This is a genomic window from Ruminococcus sp. B05, assembly GCF_003628495.1.
GTDB lineage: Bacteria > Bacillota > Clostridia > Lachnospirales > Lachnospiraceae > Schaedlerella > Schaedlerella hominis.
In genome coordinates, this window is sequence record NZ_RBZR01000015.1 from 35562 (window position 1) to 56637 (window position 21076).

Annotated in this window: 22 protein-coding genes; 21 read left to right on the plus strand and 1 reads right to left on the minus strand. The window is 44.6% G+C overall.

Features of this window, described 5'->3' with window-relative positions; all coding sequences use genetic code 11:
- The first annotated feature begins 48 nt into the window (after positions 1-48).
- The 12 genes from D8Q48_RS11400 (at position 49) to D8Q48_RS11450 (ending at position 14939) form a co-directional block, all read left to right on the plus strand.
- Positions 49-3495 carry a phage tail tape measure protein gene (locus tag D8Q48_RS11400; protein ID WP_121056537.1) on the plus strand — a complete coding sequence of 1149 codons (3447 nt, stop codon included), beginning with the start codon at positions 49-51 and terminating at the stop codon, positions 3493-3495.
- A complete protein-coding gene (locus tag D8Q48_RS11405) occupies positions 3495-4244 on the plus strand; it encodes a phage tail family protein (RefSeq protein WP_121056539.1) in 750 nt (249 codons plus the stop codon). The genes D8Q48_RS11400 and D8Q48_RS11405 overlap by 1 nt, the downstream gene beginning before the upstream one ends.
- Complete coding sequence (locus D8Q48_RS11410; protein ID WP_121056541.1) at positions 4245-7355, plus strand: phage tail protein; 3111 nt, start codon at positions 4245-4247, stop codon at positions 7353-7355.
- Positions 7356-7365: 10 nt separating this feature from the next.
- The gene (locus tag D8Q48_RS11415; protein ID WP_117684535.1) at positions 7366-7722 is read left to right on the plus strand and encodes a hypothetical protein; all 357 of its coding nucleotides are present in this window, start codon (positions 7366-7368) and stop codon (positions 7720-7722) included.
- Complete coding sequence (locus tag D8Q48_RS17215; RefSeq protein WP_158553871.1) at positions 7706-7864, plus strand: hypothetical protein; 159 nt, start codon at positions 7706-7708, stop codon at positions 7862-7864. Before D8Q48_RS11415 ends, D8Q48_RS17215 begins: the two co-directional genes overlap by 17 nt.
- A gap of 2 nt (positions 7865-7866) precedes the next feature.
- Complete coding sequence (locus D8Q48_RS11420; protein WP_121056543.1) at positions 7867-10176, plus strand: hypothetical protein; 2310 nt, start codon at positions 7867-7869, stop codon at positions 10174-10176.
- A 388-nt stretch (positions 10177-10564) separates the two neighbouring features.
- Positions 10565-11791, plus strand: a complete 1227-nt coding sequence (locus D8Q48_RS11425) for a reverse transcriptase domain-containing protein (RefSeq protein ID WP_121056545.1) — start codon at positions 10565-10567, stop codon at positions 11789-11791.
- Positions 11739-12095, plus strand: coding sequence for a hypothetical protein (locus tag D8Q48_RS11430; protein WP_117684531.1), 357 nt, complete (start codon positions 11739-11741; stop codon positions 12093-12095). The genes D8Q48_RS11425 and D8Q48_RS11430 overlap by 53 nt, the downstream gene beginning before the upstream one ends.
- Positions 12088-12294 (plus strand): hypothetical protein, encoded by a 207-nt coding sequence (locus D8Q48_RS11435; protein WP_117684529.1) that lies wholly within the window; start codon positions 12088-12090, stop codon positions 12292-12294. Before D8Q48_RS11430 ends, D8Q48_RS11435 begins: the two co-directional genes overlap by 8 nt.
- A gap of 190 nt (positions 12295-12484) precedes the next feature.
- Complete coding sequence (locus tag D8Q48_RS11440) at positions 12485-12922, plus strand: phage holin family protein (RefSeq protein WP_317248094.1); 438 nt, start codon at positions 12485-12487, stop codon at positions 12920-12922.
- Entirely contained in the window at positions 12909-13124 is a 216-nt protein-coding gene (locus D8Q48_RS11445) for a hypothetical protein (RefSeq protein ID WP_118064067.1), read from the plus strand. The genes D8Q48_RS11440 and D8Q48_RS11445 overlap by 14 nt, the downstream gene beginning before the upstream one ends.
- Positions 13125-13175: 51 nt before the next feature.
- Positions 13176-14939 carry a hypothetical protein gene (locus D8Q48_RS11450; protein WP_121056547.1) on the plus strand — a complete coding sequence of 588 codons (1764 nt, stop codon included), beginning with the start codon at positions 13176-13178 and terminating at the stop codon, positions 14937-14939.
- Positions 14940-15000: 61 nt separating this feature from the next.
- Here D8Q48_RS11450 and D8Q48_RS11455 read toward each other — a convergent pair whose 3' ends face one another.
- Entirely contained in the window at positions 15001-15504 is a 504-nt protein-coding gene (locus D8Q48_RS11455) for an SHOCT domain-containing protein (protein ID WP_121056549.1), read from the minus strand.
- Between the two features lie 226 nt (positions 15505-15730).
- On the opposite strand from D8Q48_RS11455, the gene D8Q48_RS17905 reads away from it, so the two are divergent.
- The 9 genes from D8Q48_RS17905 (at position 15731) to jag (ending at position 21024) form a co-directional block, all read left to right on the plus strand.
- A complete protein-coding gene (locus D8Q48_RS17905; RefSeq protein WP_330514668.1) occupies positions 15731-15880 on the plus strand; it encodes a helix-turn-helix transcriptional regulator in 150 nt (49 codons plus the stop codon).
- A gap of 123 nt (positions 15881-16003) precedes the next feature.
- Complete coding sequence (locus D8Q48_RS17805; RefSeq protein WP_256299960.1) at positions 16004-16132, plus strand: hypothetical protein; 129 nt, start codon at positions 16004-16006, stop codon at positions 16130-16132.
- Between the two features lie 115 nt (positions 16133-16247).
- Complete coding sequence (locus D8Q48_RS11470; protein WP_117684727.1) at positions 16248-16412, plus strand: helix-turn-helix transcriptional regulator; 165 nt, start codon at positions 16248-16250, stop codon at positions 16410-16412.
- A 66-nt stretch (positions 16413-16478) separates the two neighbouring features.
- Positions 16479-17531, plus strand: a complete 1053-nt coding sequence (locus tag D8Q48_RS11475) for an IS30 family transposase (RefSeq protein WP_121056553.1) — start codon at positions 16479-16481, stop codon at positions 17529-17531.
- A 386-nt stretch (positions 17532-17917) separates the two neighbouring features.
- Complete coding sequence (rpmH, locus tag D8Q48_RS11480; protein ID WP_004613283.1) at positions 17918-18052, plus strand: 50S ribosomal protein L34; 135 nt, start codon at positions 17918-17920, stop codon at positions 18050-18052.
- A gap of 149 nt (positions 18053-18201) precedes the next feature.
- A complete protein-coding gene (gene rnpA, locus D8Q48_RS11485; protein WP_022074914.1) occupies positions 18202-18543 on the plus strand; it encodes a ribonuclease P protein component in 342 nt (113 codons plus the stop codon).
- 54 nt (positions 18544-18597) lie between these two features.
- Positions 18598-18810 carry a membrane protein insertion efficiency factor YidD gene (gene yidD / locus D8Q48_RS11490; protein ID WP_022074913.1) on the plus strand — a complete coding sequence of 71 codons (213 nt, stop codon included), beginning with the start codon at positions 18598-18600 and terminating at the stop codon, positions 18808-18810.
- Between the two features lie 12 nt (positions 18811-18822).
- A complete protein-coding gene (locus D8Q48_RS11495; RefSeq protein ID WP_118688771.1) occupies positions 18823-20106 on the plus strand; it encodes a YidC/Oxa1 family membrane protein insertase in 1284 nt (427 codons plus the stop codon).
- Between the two features lie 72 nt (positions 20107-20178).
- Entirely contained in the window at positions 20179-21024 is an 846-nt protein-coding gene (gene jag / locus D8Q48_RS11500) for an RNA-binding cell elongation regulator Jag/EloR (RefSeq protein WP_117990338.1), read from the plus strand.
- Positions 21025-21076: the final 52 nt, after the last annotated feature.

Sequence of the window (21076 nt, forward strand, 5' to 3'; positions counted from 1 at the left end):
AATGGCCACACAGGAGGATTTTGACAAGTTCTAAGGAGGTGGAACAGGATGGCGGCAGGCCGGAATATCAAAGGAATAACGATTGAAATCGGCGGAGATACCACAGGCCTGCAGAAAGCCCTAAGCGGTGTAAACGACAAGCTGAAAAATACTCAGGCACAGCTGAAAGACGTGAACACTCTGCTGAAATTAGATCCATCAAATACGGTGCTGGTAGCGCAAAAACAGGAATTACTGAAAAATGCGATAGCAGACACAGCAAGCAAATTGGACACGCTGGAGGCGGCACAGAAAGATGTGACAGCAGCTCTGGAGGCCGGAAAGATTGGCCAGGAGGAGTACATGGCTTTCCAGCGAGAAGTTGAGGCAACCAAGGCAACATTGAGCCGGTATCAGTCAGAACTGGACGGATTAAATACCGAACAGGACAGACTGGCTACGAACACCGAACGCCTCAGCAAATTATTTGACGCTCTGGGAGCGGACGTGGATGATTATGCGGACGTCCTGGGCAGTAAGCTGGTAACAGCAATCAAAAACGGATCTGCATCATCAGATCAGTTGAAACTGGCCATTGAAAAGATTGGAAGATCAGCCACAGACGGAAAAGCTGACATCAAACAGATGACAGACGCTCTGGATACGGTAGACGATGGACAGGCAATCAAGAACCTCATCCAGGACTTAAAAGAAGCAGGAACACAGGCAGACAACACATCAGAACAGCTGGACGAGATGGGGAAAACCCTCTCAGCAGGCGCATTGATGGAGGCTGCCGATCAGCTTTCTGGACTGGGGGATAAAATAACAGAATTAGGAGACAAAGCAAAGGACGCTTTTCTGGAGACACAAGATGCCACAGTAAAAGCGTCCACTTATTTTGGAGAAACCGGGAAAGCGGCTGAGGAAACAGCCGGAGTCATCAAGGACGTATATGCTGAGGGCGTGGGAGATTCCATGGACTCTGTATCAAACGCGGTCATTACGGTCAAAAAGAACCTGAAAGATCTGGATGAGACTACACTGACACATCTGACAGAGCAGGCAATCACGCTGGATGAGCTGTATGGAATTGACATGAATGAGACTCTCCGAGGTGTCAACAGCCTCATGGAGCAGTACGGACTCACGGCACAGCAGGCCATGGACTATATCGTAAAGGGTACACAGAATGGCCTGGATAAGACAAACGAGCTGGGGGATAACCTCTCAGAGTATTCTGGAAAGTTCGCTCAGGCCGGTTATTCCGCTCAGGAGTATTTCCAACTATTGCAGAACGGACTGGACAATGGAGCGTATAACCTGGACAAGGTAAACGATGCCATTAACGAAGTCACGACCAGACTGGTTGATGGAACAATAGCGGATTCCCTGAGCAAAATTGATGAAAAGACCGGGGAGGTACAAGCCGGAACCGGAGGCTGGAGCAAAGAAGTTGAGGATGTATTTAAACAGTGGCAGCAGGGCGGAGCTACACAGAAAGATGTTATTGATGCCATTGTGACAGATATTCAAAACACAGAGAACCAGCAGGACAAACTGAACAAAGCAGCGCTGGCATTCGGTACAATGGCCGAGGACGGCAATGCGAAGTTCATAGAATCGCTCACATCTGTGGGAAACACATATGATGACGTGGCTGGATCAGCAGAGAATATGTTCGACCAGTCCACGACAGACTCCCAGACGTTTGAGGCAAGCATGAGACAGCTGGAGCAGAGCCTGATTCCGTTGGGAGAGGCACTGATGAACCTGGCAAACAATATCATTCCACCGATAGCAGCAGGATTGAAACAGGTGGGAGAGTTTTTCGGAAAACTGCCAGAACCGGTACAGAATTTCGTGGTTATACTGGGGGCTGTGATTGCCGCCTTTACCACTCTAGCCCCTGCCATATTGGCCGTGATAAATATCGTAAGTATTTTAGGCGTGGCAACATTGGGGCCGATTATCGGAATCATTGCCGGTGTAGCTGCAGCAATTACCGCAATCATAGCCATCGTGAAAAACTGGGGCACTATATCGGAGTGGTTCGGAGATTTATGGGTAAAAGTGAAAGAGAAATGCTCACAAGTGTGGGAATCAATCTGCTCATTTTTTACCGAAACGATACCGCAGGCATGGGACAGTCTGGTGTCAAAATTCCAAAGCATTCCGGAATGGTGGTCAGGAATCTGGCAACAGGTCGGAGATTTCTTTTCTCAGATCTGGCAGTCAATCTGTTCATTCTTTACGGATACAATACCGCAGGCATGGCAGAACGTGGTTTCATGGTTCCAGGGCATCCCGGAATGGTGGTCAGGAATTTGGCAGCAGGTGGCTGATTTCTTCTCAGGAATCTGGCAGTCCATGATGGAAAACCCTGTGCTGTCATCAATCGTAACAACCATACAGGAATTGTGGCAGAATGCAGTCACTACGCTGCAGGGCATCTGGTCCGGTCTGACGGAGATTGCATCAGGAGCCTGGGAGTTGCTGAAAAATACGATACTTGCACCGGTGCTTTTGTTGATCGACCTGGTAACAGGAGATTTCACTCAGTTGGCGTCCGATGCACAAAATATCTGGCAGAATATCCAGGACGCTGCATCACAGATCTGGTCTGGAATACAGCAGGTGGTCACATCATTTGCAGAGGGATTGGTCACTCATGTGGTTACTCTGGTTACAGGATTTATGGACACCCTGTCAAGTTTGTGGGACATGATAAAGCAGACGGCGCTCAATACCTGGGAAAATCTGAAAAATTCTGTGGTTCAAACAGCAACAAATTTGAAAGATTCTGCAATCCAGGCGCTCCAGAACCTGAAAGAATCTGCATACCAGAAGTGGCAGGAAATGAAGCAGAACGCACACGACAGCTGGGAGAATTTAAAGAGCAGTGTGGTTCAAACCGCACAAAATCTGAAAGAGTCAGCGGTGCAGGCGTTCCACAACATGGTTTCCGGAATCGGAAACGCACTGAGCAGTCTGGGATCAACTGTGCGGAACGGATTTTGGTCAGCAATCAGCTTTATCACATCACTGCCAAGCCAGGCAGTACAGTGGGGACGAGATTTCATAGACGGAATAGTTTCCGGAATCAGGAACGCCATTGGAAGAGTCAGAGATGCCGTGTCAGACGTGGCATCTACAATCCGCTCATTTCTGCATTTCTCAGTGCCTGATGAGGGACCACTAACAGAGTATGAGTCCTGGATGCCGGACTTTATGCAGGGATTAGCTAAAGGCATCGAAAAGAGTAAATCAGTGGTGGCTGATGCAATCGAGGGCGTGAGCAAAGACATGACCATCAATGCAAACGCAATGATGGATCAGAGCAACGCAAAACAGACAAACGCCATCATGAATATCACATCATTGCTGGCTCAGTATCTGCCATACCTGGCCAAGAGCTTAAACATCGAATGGGATACCGGAGGTGTAGCAGCGAAACTGGCAAGAGATATGGATAGAGAGCTGGGTATCCTGGCAGAGGAGGGAGGATTCCTATAATGGACGCAATTACAAACGGAGCCACGATTGAGATCGTGGCCACCGGCGAAAGATTCCACACTCTGAATGACTGGGGACTGGCAATAGGAAACAATGATTATATTGGAGATGTGGAACAGGAAAACTATTATGTGGACGTGCCTGGAGCGGATGGCTTTCTGGATTTCTCAGAAGCCATCACAGGCCGCCGCATATTCAAAAACCGTCCGATCAGCATCGAGCTGGGCGGTAAGAAACCAAGAGACAACTGGGATATTTTTATTTCAGACCTTAGAAACCTTGTAGAGGGCAGAGAAATCAAGGTCATTTTCGACAATGACTCTGGGTTCTACTGGACAGGCAGAGCATCTATCCAGGGATACGACAGAAATAGGGAGATAGGCACATTCACATTGGCCATTCCGAAAGCTGACCCATACAAGTACAATGTGGCGGATTCTACAGAGGACTGGTTGTGGGATTCGTTTGATTTTGAGACTGGGATCATAGACGAGGGTACGGAAATAACGGTCAAGGCCGGAGAGAGAAAGACGTACACAATCGTTCCAGATCAGATGCCGTTCGTTCCGACCATATACGTGAGCGTTCTGGGATCAGCGGGACTCAAAATGACAGCAAATGGGGAAACCTACACACTGATGAAAGGAAAGAACCGTTTTGCGGATATCACAGTCAATACAGAGGACGTGGTGCTCAGTTTCACTGGAACGGGCACACTCACGATCCGGTACAGGAGGGGGTCACTGTAATTGTATAAAGTTAAAATGGACGGTCAGACCCTCTACTATCCAGGAGATAAAGAGGCGGTACTGACCAATCCAACGCTAAACCTGCAGACGGGATATGCGGGAACCTTTGAGTTTTCGGTACCGCCAAACAACCCACTGTATGACAAGATCAAGAACCGGAGCAGCATGGTCAGTGTGTTCCGGGATACAACAGAATTGTTCTATGGAGAGGTCCGGAAACAGCCGAAAGTAGACCGTTACAGAAACAAAAATGTCTATTGCGCCGGCGCAATGAGTTTCCTGGCGGACTCCATACAGCCACAAGCTGAGTATCACGATATGACACCACGACAGATGCTGGAGACGTTTTTGGATATTCATAACAACCAGGTGGAGGATAGAAAAAAGATCTATCTGGGAAAAGTGACTATCACAGACGCCAATGATTCTCTATACAGGTATACAAACTTTGAGAACACGCTGAAAGCGATCAGAGAGAAACTGGTGGAGAAACTGGGAGGATATCTGAAACTCCGGCATGAGAATGACAAGCTGTATCTGGACTGGATCACGCTGGAAGAATACGGAAAGTATTGCAGCCAGCCGATTGAGTTCGGACTGAATATGCTGGACTACTCACTGAGCAGAACGGCGGAAAATATTGCCACAGCGTTGATTCCGCTGGGCGCACGTCTGGAGGGAGAGTCAGAGATTGACGCTCTGGAGAAGTATGTGGACATTACCAGCGTAAACGGTGGATCAAATTACATTTATAACCAGAGCGCGGTGGAAAACTTTGGGTGGGTGTGGATAACTAACACCTGGCAGGACGTAACAGAGCCATCAAACCTGCTCAGAAAAGGAAAAGAGTGGCTGGAGGATAACCAGTTTGAGAATCTAACACTGGAACTGACGGCGGTAGATCTGTCCATGATGGATAGTGACTACGATGCTTTTGAGTGTGGAGACAGGATTCAGTGCAGAGCGAAGCCATACGGAATGAACAGAGTTTTTCCGGTCATGGAGATGCAGATTCCTTTGCAGAAACCGGATGGAGCAACACTGACACTGGGAGAGAACAGAAAGCTGACCTATACAGAACAGCAGAGCAGAATCTATTCCGGAGTCACAGCAACAGCCGAGGAACGCCGGAAAATTCAGAATCAGGAAGTCCGGGCGGCCATTGATAACCTGACAGCAAAAATGACAGGAACGGCCGGAGGATATCATCTGGAAGAATTTGACGAAAATGGACTCTGGCTCAGAGAGCTATACATGGACGCTCCGAGCAAAGAAAAGGCCACAAAGATTCTGCAGATAAACAAGGAGGGCATCGGAGGCAGTCACAACGGATATGCAGGACCGTACACAGTGGGAATGACACTGGACGGCCAGATTATAGGCGAACGGATCACGGCCAACTCTGTCAGCTCAGAAAAGCTAACGGTTGAGTATAAATCCGAACTGGAGGGGAAATTCTCACAGGCCACAAAGAATGCCAATGATTATACAGACAAGCGGGAAACCGCTGTGAAAGAAATTATCACAACTAGCATCAAGTCGATAGAGGACAAGATACAGCTGGCGGTTACGGATCAGAAAAGCATCACGAACCGGTATGATTATATCAAAGGCGGAGACAACCAGAGTCTGGACGTTTCAAAGTTCACGGCATCGGCCAATGCCACAGCGGCAAAGAGCACAGCCGGGAATATGAACGCCATCCTGATGACCAAAACAGACGGAAACACAGCATCAATCCAGCAGAGCCTGGGAACATTGCCGGCAGGCACCTATGAGATAGAGGTTAAGGTGCACACGCCTACTGGAAAGAAACCGAGCTATTGTTATTTTGGCTTTTCCGGAAATACAATCTCACAGTACTTGTCAACGGTAAACTGTGATAAATGGTATACATTGAAAAGAACTGTTACCTACACAAGCGCCGGCACAAGATCCTTTTATCTTTCTATTACTGGATCATCCGGACAGCAAATCTATCTGACGGATATCCGGGTGTTAAGAAACGTGAAAGAACTGATTGACGATGTGGACGCAAGAATCACGGTAGAGGCCGGAAAGATCACTCAGCAGGTATCTGAGATGTATGAGAGCAACAGTCATAACTACTGTACAAACGGATCTTTTTCAGATAGCGAAGATAAGTTCACTGGCTGGTACCGGTCTAACAATACACAGGTTACACAGAACACGTTTTCCGGAAAATCATGTGCTCAGATCACGAATACGACAAGCACCTATTATCTACGATGGTATCAGAAACCGTTCGACAAAAAGGGAAAAGTCAGAGTAAGGTTCAAAGCGGCCTGTGCATCAGGGCAGGAGAAAACAGCCATAATCAGAGTGACAATAGATGGAACGTCACACTATACAAATGCAGGAGACTTGAGCACATCCTGGAAAACATTTGAATTTGAGAATGATGCAACACCGCCATATTTTTATACATATTTCTACAATAACGTGGCCAATACAACGGTATACATCACAGACGTGGAAATCATGGGATATGCGGCGGCCTATACTGAGTCTCAGTTGAAACTGACAGCCAACGATATCACGGCGGAAGTCACAAGAGCGAAAAAAGCAGAGGATACACTGAAAGGCAGTATCCAGGTCAATGCGGATGCTATCAAGCTGAGAGTGTCAAAAGGAAAAATTTCCTCAGAGATCAGTGCAGAGTCTGGCTCTATTTCAATTAAGTCGAACAGAATCAGCATCAGTTCCACAAACTTTACGCTCACGGCATCTGGATATGTAACCATGAAAGGTGCAAGTTGTCAGGGAAGTTTCGAGGCGAAAAATGGAGACTGGTGGATAAAAATGAGCTATGGAGAAATCACTGGAGGATACAGCGGTTCGACCTATGGATACATTGATTTCAACGGAGCTTACAACAACACCAACGAACACACGTTGAGAATCATGGGAAACACTTGCGTGGATATCAAAGGAAAGCTGTGTACAGCTACCAGCTGGAACGCTGGAACAGTATACACGACTTACACCGGAACGCGCAGAAAAATCACGAATATAAGAGACATCGGAAACGGAGCTATAGAATGGTCGTGGACAGATGAAACCTATAGAAATGGATTATTGATGGGATAGGAGGAGAATCATGAACGTAGGAGCAATTTTGGATAATGTAGCAGGAGAACTGGACGCACAGGTGCTGGCATATATGCAGGAGTACGCAATTCCACCGAGTCTCATGGATAAGGTGCTGGATAGAATCCAGTCACACATGAGGCAGATGAAGTCAGAAGAATACGCCCAGGAATTGATGAAAACACAGATTGATCTGGCGGTAGCCAATACAGAGCAGACCGGCACAGAAGAACAGCAACCAAAATCAGGAACAGAGGTGGATGATATCGAAGATTTCAAGAAAAAAGTTGGAATAAAGGGAGGAGACAAAAATGCAGACATTCTCAGCGAAGAAAAACAACAGAGCAACAATGATAAGACCGTATGAGTTGGCGCTGTATTGCGTCCAAGGATATGATATCTGGCAAGAGACACCGGAAGAAAAAAGGCTTGCGAGACCAGGACATCCGGAGGATCTGGAAACGGTAGCTCTGGAAGATACAGCCCATACGATGAAGTTAGGAGGTTAAACATGGCAAACGTAAGGAAGTACACGGAACAGATTGCCAGCGCCAAGAAAGGAAAGGACGTCAGAGCTGCGATTGTTTCTGCAATCAATGAGGTGTCTGATGAGAATAATACATACAATCAGACAAAGGCGGACATCCAGGCGGCACAAAAGTCAATCAATGCAGACGTGACAAAAAACCAGCAGATACAGCAGGCATTTAACAGTAATTTGCAGGAGGCCAAGGAAGTCCAGAAAGACCTGACGGCTAAAATGAACAAAGGGACTACACTGGCGGAAAACCTGGAAAAGAAGAACACAACAGCAACCTCCCTGGACAAGAGCCTGGGAGAAAAAAATACAGCAGCCACAAAGACGGTGCAGACATTAGAGGCAGACATCACGGCAGCAGGACAGGCAGAAAGAAGTCTGGAGGCAGATGTGACAGCGGCCAACAAGGCAGCTCAGACTTTAGAGGCGGATACCACAGCTGCAGGAAAAGCAAAGCAGAGCCTTGAGGAAGATATCACGGCAGCAGGACAGGCAGAAAGAAGTCTGGAGGCAGATGTGACAGCGGCCGGAGAAGCCAAAACAAAACTGGACGCAAGTATCAAAACATCTGGAGAAAACATCACAACCATGCAGAATCTGGTCCAGAATGCTGACCAGATCAAAACAGGACTGGAGACTGACCTGAACAATGCACAGCAGGCGTCAAAAGATCTGAAGCAGAATACAGCAGCCAGCGTCACGAAAATTGAAACAGCTGGCCAGACACAGATTGATCTGATTAAGCAGAACGGAGGGGGCGTTGAAAATGCACTCTCCAATTATTTTGCACTCAGGAGAAACGGAAAGGTATTCACAACAAAGATTTATAAATGGGAGACCTCCACAAGCCCTGTGGGCGTGAAAATGAATGCCAATGAGAATATGGTTGCGGAGCCATCTGTGGGAAGAACAGAGGGCAGAGATGATTATGCTCAGTATGGCCTATTTCATCATTTTACCTGCAATTTTTCTGTAGACGAGAATGGTTTCAACCATGTAGATGCCCTGGAGGGCCAGATTGGATTTACCAAGTACGGCAAGGTGCAGGTCGGAGAGGTTACAATGAGCGCCTGGTTCGGTATTGAGGACACTACCGAGGCAGTCCTATATCATTATTCTGACAGCCAGACAGAGCTGACACCATATCCGATGAAAGAATCTATCAATCCGGACGGAACAATCAGCCCATTCATGATCCATGCCAAGTATGCGGCGGGAGACATTGATGGAGTGCCATATTCATCAAAAGGCCTGGCACCGGCCAATGGCTGCCAGGCAACACAGGCGAGAAATCCAGTCAGCTACACCGGAATGATAACCTATATGCACAAGCTGGGCGGTCACTATTGCGGCACGACAAGCTGGGATCTGTTCTATAGACAGCTCATGATGATTATTAAATATGCAACCACACACAGCCAGAGCATCATGGCCGGATGTACCTCATACAGTAATCAGAACCAGAACCTGGTAGAAGAAACCGGAGTGATGAGAGTGGTACTAACAAAGGCACAGGCGGCTGGTTATGTGATCGGCTCATATGTTTCCATCGGAGACGTTGGTTCAAACACAAACAAAGACCGGTATTATTCCTATATGCACAACAAAGCATACAGCGTTAAAGTTACAAAGATTGAGGACGTGGATGACAGCAATGCAGCAGTATATGTGGATGCTCCGGAGGCATTCGATACGACATTGACCACATGGATCACAACAATGCCATGGCGCAGTGGAGCAACTGATGAGGTGGCTGGCTCAGACGGATCTCCGAACAGCAACACCAATGGGAAAGATCCGTACAAGATCCAGGGCATTGAGACCTGTATCGGAGCCTATGAGGTTTTGGGGAATGTGGTCATGGATATTGTTACCGGTCCGGACGGGAATCCGGCCAGAGATGTTTATGTATGCGAGGATGCCAGCACACTGTCCAGTAACATTGCAACGGTACGGGCAAATTATAAAAAGGCTATCGCACAGGTGGCCTATACGGCAGCATCCTGGAAATATATCACGGAAGAAACAACAGATCCAAACCTGGGAATCATGATTCCTACGAAAGTAGGCGGAGGCTCAACCACTGGATTTGCTGATGGACTGTATACAGATACAGGAGCATCTGGACAGAGAGAGTGGCTTGCGCTGGGCAGTTTGGACGATGGCGCGAATGCTGGCCTCTGGTTCCTGACTGCGGGCGGTGGCTGGTCGACCGCGGGCTGGTATATCGTCTCTGGCGTTTCTCCAAACGGCACCAGGGGTGAATGGCAGGCAACAGCCTGACAGAGGGGCTTTCCCCTTATAAATAAATAACGGACTTGTAACGCTAAACGGGCGGTTTCCTCTGTGGCTTGCGCTGGGCAATTTGAACAATGGCGCGAATGCTGGCCTCTGGATCCTGAATGCGAACAATGGCTGGTCGAACACGAACTGGAATATCGTCTCTGGATTTTCTTGAAATTTATTTGAATTTCAGCGTTACATTTCGCTCTGTAGGAACGGAGCCACCGGAAAGCAGGTGCGTGGGGCATATCCCCAAAATATGATTGAAGCCACACCGCCCAGCTGGGAGCCGAGGAGCCTGACTGGACGGGCACATGGCGCAGTAGGCCATGATGCGGAGTGAGTAGAAAAACCGGAAACTCCTGTATCAAGAAACGAGGACTCACAGTTGAAACGATACTGTAAAAATATACAACTGGATAAAGACTGGATTATGGCCTGTATGCTGGAATGTTTTTCAGATAAATGGAAACGGCGTGATGTGGCAGGGTTCCTGGCCGGATACCAAACCGGTCAACCACTGTCCGTCAGGGCTGTGAGCAGACTGATCCAGGAGAAAAGGAGCAATGTGGACCCGTTGCTGGAAAGAGCAGCGGAAGATCTGGCAAGGGAAATCAAGGAGCGTGATGTTCATTTCCCGGAAATACACTACTCCATGAGGTATGACGGAAACTCCGGAAAGCTCAGGGAGATAGGAGTGGAGAGCATAAAACAGCAGATATACAATTATGTAGCTGTCAATGCTCTGAAAGAATTATTTGAAAGAAAGATAGGAAAATATCAATGCGCCAGTGTGCCGGGCCGTGGCCAGGTATACGGAAAGAATGCAATAGAGAGATGGATTCGGAAGAATCCGGACAAAACGAGGGCAGGAGCCAAGGCAGATGTGCGGCACTGTTATCCATCTATTAACACAAGAAAGCTCATGAGATTTCTGAGAAAGCAGGTCAAAAATGATGACCTGCTTTATTTAGTGGAGACATTGATTGCATCGTACAAGCAGGGGCTATCCATCGGTTCATATTTGAGCCAGTGGCTATGCAATTACTACCTCAGTTTTGCCTACCACTATGCACAGCAAAAGCTCTTTAAGGTGCAGAAAAGACGTGGCCAGGAGAAACGGACAAGACTGTTCTATAAAATAATCTTTTATATGGACGATATCCTGATCCTGGGACCACGAAAGGTAGACGTCAAAAAGGCCATGCTCATGCTGATCCGATTTTTCAGAGAGGAGCTGGGCCTGGAGATAAAACCGAACTGGAAACTATTCCAGGTTGACTATATCGGAAAAGATGGAAAGCATCACGGAGATTGCATTGATATGATGGGCTACAAAATTTATAGGGACCGCACAGAAGTCCGCCGGAGCATATTCCTCCGGGCAAGACGGGCATATCTGAGATTGAGGAAACAGGTGCAGCGGCGTATGGAGATAGCACTAGATCTGGCGTACCGCTGCATTTCATATTATGGGTGGTTCAAAAATTCAGATTCCAATCACTTCAAAAAGAAGTATGGAATAGAGCAACTGATGAAATACGCGAAAAGGAGGGTAAGCATTGAAAGCAAGATTCACAACAGAACAGCCGGCGGTCAGCTGGCAGCCGCTTGATAACGGAATGGTGGACGTGACAATCTGCCTCAATGGGCAGGAAGTTACAGAAGAAAATCAGCAGATGGTAGAAAAAGAACAGTATATCACTGTGACAGATACATTCTGGGAATATGATTTCCACCAGTTCCGGGAAAAAGCGGAAAACGTAAACCGTGAAGCTGTGGAGAAGAATCCGGAGAAATATCTGGAATATGAGCCACAGAAAGAAAAGACACTGGAACAAAAGGTTCAGGAGCAGGAGGAAACAATCAGGATGCTGAAATCATGCCTGCTGGAAATGTCGGAGGCGGTTTATGCGTAAGTTGCTAATCAATTTATTTTTATTATGTACAGGAAAGGATGGTATTGCAATGATGGCAATGTTATGGGCACAGGAAATTATGAACCAGGAGACAGTAGAGGACGCAAAGAAAATGTATGAAAGGGTTCCACGTCTCTTAAAGACAAAAGTGAAAGATATTCTGGTTAGATCCGGAATGGGAGAGATCACAGAGGAATGATGACTAAGCTGAGAATTATATCAAGGCTATGGTCGCACATCACGGACTTGCGGTTGTATATCAGAGGACAGAGCAGCAAGAGGCTGGAACAGATTGAGGACGAGCTGGATATAACGGAATACTACTGCAGGCCATACGCTGATGTGGACGATGTGGATGATGTATGAGGGCAGAGGGGAGGTGTAGAAAGATGATGAAAGAGCAGTTATGCACCACGGTTGGAATGGTCGGCGGATTCATAGCAGCGCTTTTGGGTGGTTGGGATACAGGATTGCAGACGCTGATGATTCTGATCGGCATAGACTACCTGACTGGCTTGATTGTGGCCGGAGTGTTCCACAAGTCTACAAAGACGAAAAACGGAGCACTGGAAAGCAAGGCGGGATTCAAAGGACTCTGCAGAAAAGCCGTGATTTTGCTGATCGTGCTGATGGCGTACCGGTTCGATATGCTGATTCATGTGAACTACATACGTGACGCCGTGATTATCGGATTTATATCCAATGAGGCTATCAGCATTGTGGAGAATGCGGGTCTGATGGGGATTCCGATGCCGCCACAGATAACAAAGGCAATAGAGATTTTAACAAAGAAATCAGAGGAGGAACATAGAAATGAAGAAAATTAACTGGGTAAGAAAACTGACAAGTAGAAAGTTATGGACTGCAGTTGCATCATTCGTGAGCATGATGATTGTGGCCACTGGTGGAGCTGAGAACACAGCAACACAGGTCACAGCACTGATTATGGCCGGAGCATCCGTGGTGGCGTACATCATCGGAGAGGGTCTGACAGATGCAGCGTGCATCGAAGATGAGACAGAGAAATAACAGGAATAGGGGACGGGAAACCGTCCCTTTTTCTTTGATTGGAGGAAGATCATGGACAAAAAGCAACTTGAAATATTGACGAACATTATCGGAGGAGTGGAGTCTGGCGGTCAGGTATATGGACAACGTAGATACGAAGCATACGCCGGAAAGAGAGCAAACTCAGAGAATGAAAAAACATGCACGTTGGGCTGGGCACAGAATTACGGCAATGAGGCCAGAAAACTCTGCCAGATGATTCTGAAAGAGGATCCGGGAGCATTTCGCGGAGCTGACACTGCAGGAATTGAGTCCAGACTGAGCCAGGACTGGGAGGCGATCGGCTGGAATCCATCTGCAACAGAGAAAGCGGCGCTGATCGCAATCATAACGACACCGAGCGGAAAGAAATGCCAGGATGAGCTGTTTGAACAGCTGATGGAGACATACATCAAACAGGCCGTGGCATACGGAGTCAATACTGTACCAGCTCAGATGATGTGGTGCGAGATTGAACACCTGGGAGGCTTGAAACCGACAAAAAGAATTTTCGGACGTGCGGCAAAACCATACACTCCGGACAGCATCTATGCATCACTGATCCTGGATCAGCAGGATACATCAAACAACAATCAGGTTGGAGACGAGATGTATCAGCCAAGACATCAGTGCTGTGTGAAATGGATCAAGCAGTATGTAGGAGAAGAAAAGGAGAGTGCAGGAATGACAGAGAATGAATTGAGACAGATGGTAGCAAACAACATGAGAGGATGGATCGGACTGAAACGGTCAGATAGATCACACATGGTCATTATCAACTTATACAATAGCTGCCTGCCATTGGCCAGAGGGTACAGGGTAACGGCAACAGATGACTACTGTGCAACAGGAGCATCCGCAGCGGGAATCAAGGCCGGACTCACGGACATTATTCCAAGAGAGTGCAGCTGTGGATATATGATTCAGCTGTTCCAGAAAATGGGCCGGTGGGTTGAAAATGATGCATATATCCCAGATACTGGAGATTTCGTGTTCTATTATTGGAAAGATGGAACGAATTATGCAACAACGGATTGCACAAGCTGGCCGGATCATGTTGGAATTGTTCTGGAGGTCAATAAGAACACCAGAGAGATTCTAATAGGAGAGTGCAACATGGGCGGCGGATTGGTCGGAACAAGAAAGATCAAAATTAACGGCAGATATATCCGTGGATACGGAATACCTGACTATGCATCCAAAGCAACCGGTAAAGGAAACAGTTCTAATTCTGGAACGAACTCCGGAACGACTTCCAGCGGATCAGCATCCGGAGGAATCAATAAGACTCCGAAGTGGGTGGGAGAAATCACACAAGACAACGTTCCGGTTAAGACCTGGGCAGGCAGCTCCACAAGCATCAAGTCCTGGCCGGTACTGGGAACAGGAAACCTGGTGGATATTTGCGATACGATCAAGGACAACAGCGGCCATGATTGGTATTATATCCTGATTGCTAAAAAGGTTTATGGTTTTGTAGATTCATCGTATATCAGACAGGCTGGATCAAATTCCGGAAACAGCTCCAGCGAGGTACTGACCTATAAAGTGGGAACGGTGTACACTCTGCAGGTTGAACTGAAAGTGAGAACAGGAGCAGGAACAGGATGCCCAACCAAGAGCTACAGCCAGCTGACACTGGACGGACAGAGACATGACAAGGACCATGATGGTTGTCTGGATGCAGGTACTCAGGTTACGTGTCAGGCCATCAAGAACGTAGGCAGTGATATCTGGATTCTGGTACCGTCTGGATGGATTGCAGCATACTATGATGGAAATGTATATGTGAAATAATATCAGACATGTGACAAACAGAAAGGCCCCGGCAAAATGCCGGGGCCTTTCTGTGATTTCTTTAAATGTTAAGCAACTGGGCCTTTTTGGCTTCAAATTCCTCATCTGTGATTGCTCCAATATCAAGCAACTCTTTAAGTTTTCGTATTTCATCAAGATTAGAGGCTGTAGCGGAACCAGAGGAGCGCTCATGGATATAATTTTCAATATATTCTTTTATTTCAAGGATCAGATGATCCTCTTTTTTAGAAAAAGTGATGGAATTTTCATCTTTTACAGCTCCGGAGACACCGTTTCGTGCGTCTCTGCCGCCGATGAGAACAATCTGCAAATATCCAGTGGTAAATCCGGGTTTTTTGTATTGTACACCGGAAACATTATTGAGATCATAGGTCTTTTGCCCGATCAGTCCCTTATTAACAGCATTAGTGAAACCACGCGGCTCTACCGTAAGAAAGTTATCGTGAATAGTTACATTGAATTTTCCGTTGCTTTTCAAATGTATAAGAACGGTATTACTATCAGGGAACTCTTTTTGCTTATCAGCTTTTGTGAATAAATCCATAGTGCATCCTCCTAGATAAATGTAAAAATTATAGTCATGCTGACCTTTAACACAATTATGCTTTTGAAATGTGGTAAAGTCAAGAAAAATTCTGATTATTAACACATGATAGGGGCGTACCGGATGAAGATATACGCATACAAGGGAAAAGATAACTTGTGCGGGGAACGCATAAGGTTGGCGAGAGCAAAAAAACAGAATTACACAAAGTGATTTAGCGGCGCGTATGCAGGTGGCCGGAGTTGCGATAGAACGAGATTCAATAAGTCGCATAGAAAGAGGCACAAGAATCGTAACAGATTATGAATTGAAAATATTTTCTAAAGCACTGGGCGTGAGCATGGAATGGCTGACTGATGAAAGTGGGACACTGTAACAGTATGTTGCGGTGTTTTTTCTTGTAAAAAAATACACCCAATGAGTAGAAAAAGATTGACAAATGCACTCAATGGGTGTATTATATAATTGTAGCAAGGGAACAGCAGGAAAGGAGTTAAAAATGGAGAACGAAATGAGTAAAGCAGATCTGATAGCAATGTTAGTATCAATAAGAGAAGTAGCGAGAACAAACGGAGAAACACATACAGTAGAACATATTGAAAAAATCCTTGAAGAGGTAAGAAAGTAAAATAGAATAAAGGGAACACACGAGGGGCGGATACCTAAACAATCCTGCTAACCGCCCCAAGTGCTATAATGTAAATATAGCAGGAACAAAGCAGAAAATCAAGGGGCGTGATAAAATGACGATTGAAGAAGCACGCAAACAAAAGGGAATGAGTAGGCGTGAGGTGTCAGAGTGGTTAGAAATACCATATAGAACACTGTCGAACTGGGAGACTGGAGTGCGGAGCTGTCCGCATTACATTGAAAAGCTGATAGTAGATAAAATAATACAAGGCAAATGATAAGAAGCACATAACAACCCGCAGGACACCGATGCCTGCGGGTTGTTTTACGAAAGAGGCGGGAGTATGGCAAATCAAAAAGGAAGTAGACAATTAAAACACAGCGATAGAATCAGACTGGAGGCTTTATATAATGCTGGCCATAAAGTTGTGGAAATTGCTGAGATTTTGCACGTACACCGCAGTACAATCTACAATGAACTTAAACGAGGCCAATATGAACACTTAAACAGCGACTATACCACCGAAATGCGATATAGTTCAGATCTGGCACAACGAAAATGTGATGAAAACCTGAAAGTAAGGGGAACACAGCTGAAAATAGGAAATGATATCAAGCTGGCAAATTATATTGAGGATAAAATAATAAATGAGGATTACAGTCCGGATGCAATCATAGGAGAATTGACAGCATCAGGCCGATGGAGCGAGTTCCAGACCCAAATATGTACAACCACTGTATACAGTTATATAGATAAAGGAATTTTTCTGAGAGTAACCAATAAAAATCTGCCTGTAAAAAAGAATAGGAAAAGAAAATATAATAAGGTAAAGAAGCAGAAGAGAGCAGAGACGGGCGAAAGCATAGAAAATAGACCGGAGATCATAAACAGCAGAGAGGAGTTTGGCCACTGGGAAATGGATAGCGTTCTGGGGCGCCGAGGAAAATCTAAAAATACATTATTAACACTTACAGAAAGAAAAACAAGAGCGGAAATCATATTCAAATTGAATAACCATAGTGCTGAGGAAGTGGTGGCAGCAGTGGACCGGTTGGAAAAACGCTGGGGAGAATTATTCAAAACGGTATTCAAAAGCATAACTGTAGACAATGGGACAGAATTTGCCTATTGTGAAGAACTGGAGAGATCCGCAATAGGAGCAGGAAAGAGAACAAAGATGTATTACTGTCATCCATATAGCAGCTGGGAAAGAGGGACAAACGAAGTCACAAACAAAATGGTGCGGAGAAAAGTCCCTAAAGGAACGAATTTTGATGATCGAACGGCTGAGGACATCCAGGAGGTTGAAAACTGGATAAATCAATACCCACGGCGTATCCATGGGTATAAATCTGCAGCGGAAATGTTTGAGGAGGAATTGCAGATAATTAGCTAATATATTTCAGCTACAGAATCTCAGACGGCCGGCATGAACCTGGCGGCCTTATTAGAATGCTATCACAAAAGAAAGAGGATATGATAGGAAATAGAAAAGAAACAAATTCTACAAAGAACACGCACCTGTTTTGTGCAAAATAACGATATTGAATTTTTGTCGAAAAAAAGGTTGAAATTTTTAAAAGCGAGAAATATGGCAGGATTTGCTTGACTTAGAGCTGTTTTTTGAATATAATTAAGAGCAGTGTCTTTCTGGATTTATATATAAGAAAGAACTGAAACTGTAGAAACTATATACTATATTATAGTGATGAACTTGATATTGTCAGGAATACTTAAGAAATTCCTGAAGAACTATATCACACAAAGGGAGGTGTATTCAGAATGAAAATGACATTTCAGCCAAAGAAAAGATCTAGATCTAAGGTTCATGGATTCAGAGCAAGAATGAGCACAGCAGGCGGAAGAAAAGTATTAGCTGCCAGAAGAGCAAAAGGAAGAAAACAGTTATCAGCTTAGGCCGCAATTTTGTGGCCTTTTCTTCTATACAGATTTATCTCAGTCGAGAAGACTTCCACCTCTTCAGGTGGTGAGTAATAGTTCGACTTGAATTTTTAGAAGAGATACGTGGAAACGTATGAGGATTTTAATTCGAAAAGGAAATAATTATGAAATTTTCCGAATCTTTGAAAAAGAATAAAGATTTTCAGACTGTTTATCGACAGGGAAAATCTTATGCAAATAAGTATCTGGTTCTATATATTATGGAAAATCAGACAGAGAAAAACAGAATTGGAATTTCTGTAAGTAAAAAAGTAGGGAACAGTGTTGTAAGACATCACCTTACAAGATTGATAAGAGAGAGCTATCGACTTCAAGAAGAATGTTTCCAAAGAGGATATGATTTAGTGGTAATAGCAAGACAGAGTGCAAAAGATGTCACGTATAAAGAAATGGAAAGTGCACTCATCCATTTGGGAAAGCTTCATAAAATATATAAGACTGTTTAGAATACTAAAAAATTGTAGTTAAACAGTAGAAAAAATAAGAGGAATGTGACGCAGATGAAGAAGATTTGTATCAGTATGATTCGATTCTATCAAAAATATCTTTCACCTATGAAGATGAGATATCATTGCATTTATACTCCTACGTGTTCTCAATATGGAATTGAGGCCATTGAGAAGTATGGTGTATTAAAAGGTGGACTGCTAACTGCATGGAGAATTTTGCGTTGCAATCCATTTGCAAAAGGTGGATATGATCCAGTACCTTAAGGAGGAAAAAATATGTACGGAGTATTGGCTGCCGGTTATGGTGACTGGCCAATCATTCATCAGATAGCATGGTTGCTTGGAAAATTGATGAATGGAATCTATAATATTATGGATGGCGTATTCGGAGTACAGAATATCGGTGTTTGTATTATTATATTTACAATTATTATCTATACGCTGATGATTCCACTTACTGTAAAACAGCAGAAGTGGTCAAAGATGTCGGCGGTAATGAACCCTGAAATCCAGAAAATTCAGAAAAAGTATGCAAATAAAAAAGATCAGGCTTCCATGTTGAAACAACAGGAAGAATTACAGATTGTTTATGAAAAATATGGCGTATCCCCAACAGGTGGATGTCTTCCGATGTTGATCCAGATGCCAATTTTATTTGCGTTGTATCCTGTCATTCAGAATATTCCAAAGTATGTTGATGGTGTAAAAGCAGCATATATGCCGGTTGTAGACCAGATTATGCAGGTAGATGGATTCCAGAAAATTATGGAGACAATCGGAGCTGCAAAACCGGTATTAATGAGTGCAACTGCATATGATTATTCAAAAGCCGACACATTGGTTCAGGTATTGTATAAATTCCAGGATTCTACATGGAATTTATTGGTAGATAAGATGCCTTCTATTGAAACTGTAGTAGATGCTACTACAAAGACAATGGGACATTTGAACAATTTCCTTGGAATTAATATTGGTGAGACACCAATGACAATGCTTACAAATTCATTACATCCATTTTCAATTGTTGGAATTATTCTTGCTGTAATCATTCCAATCATGGCAGGTCTTGCACAGTTTATCAGTGTTAAACTCCAGCCACAGCCAGCAATGGATGAGAATAATCAGATGGCAGCATCTATGAAGACAATGACTTATACAATGCCATTGATCTCAGTAGTTCTTGGATTTACACTTCCTGCAGGTCTTGGTTTGTACTGGGCAGTCAGTGCAGTTGTAAGATGTGTACAGCAGGTAGCAATCAACAAATATTTACAGACAAAATCTTTGGATGATATGATCAAAGAAAATCAGGAAAAAGCTGCAAAAAAACGTGAGAAAAAGGGTACATCTGCTAAAGAATTAAATAAGATGGCAACTACAAGTACAAAGAATGTAGAGCATAAGAAAACTTCTACTATGTCAGAAAAAGAAAGACAGGAAAAATTGGAGAAGGCTGCCAGCTATAATAAAAATGCGAAAGCAGGAAGTCTTGCTTCAAAAGCCAATATGGTAAGCAGATTTAATGGCAATAATTCTGGCGATAACAAGAATGAGAAATAGGATAGGGTAGACGAATCGCAATTTCGAAGGGAATGAGTGATTTCGGACAGTTGGAGAAAGGATGGATTCGGGATGAACGGTAGTATCAGAGTTTCAGCAAAAACAGTTGAAGATGCAATTACAGAGGCATCCATTCAGCTCGGAATTACAAGTGATAAACTTGAGTATGAGGTAATTGAAAAAGGAAGTGCCGGATTTTTAGGAATCGGGATGAAACAGGCTGTGATCGAAGCTAGAAGAAAAGTGGAAGAGAAGCAGGAAACTGAAATTGTAGAGGAAGTTAAAAAAGAGATTCAGCAAGTAGCAGCAGAAGAAGTAAAAGCAGAAGAGAAAATTGTTGAAGAAGTAAAGGCTGAGATCGAACATGATGAAAAGCCAAAACAGACTACAGAAAAAGTAGAGAAAAAAGAAGAAATCAAAAATGATGCTCCAGTAAAAAGAGAAGTAGAACTGGCTGAAGTAACAGATGAAACAAAAGAAGCTGTTTCGACATTTTTGAAAGACACATTAAAAGCCATGGGTATGGAAGTGGAGATTGCATTGGATATTGATGAAGATGGATCTCTTAGTATCAATATGTCCGGCCCGAATATGGGTATTTTGATTGGAAAACGTGGTCAGACACTGGATTCTCTGCAATATCTTGCAAACCGTGTTGCAAATAAGCATCAGAGCGGTTATGTAAGAGTAAAGCTTGATACAGAAAACTATCGTGCAAGAAGAGAAGAAACTTTGAAACACCTTGCTAAAAATATTGCACATAAGGTAAAGAGAAATAGAAGACCTGTAGCATTAGAGCCAATGAATCCTTATGAGAGAAGAATTATTCATTCTGCACTCCAGAATGATCCTTATGTAACAACACATAGTGAAGGGGAAGAACCTTATAGAAAAGTAGTTGTCACATTGAAAAAATAGTGATGTAGGTGATAGAGGACGGTTTACGCTTCACGGAATAATTTCGTGAAGT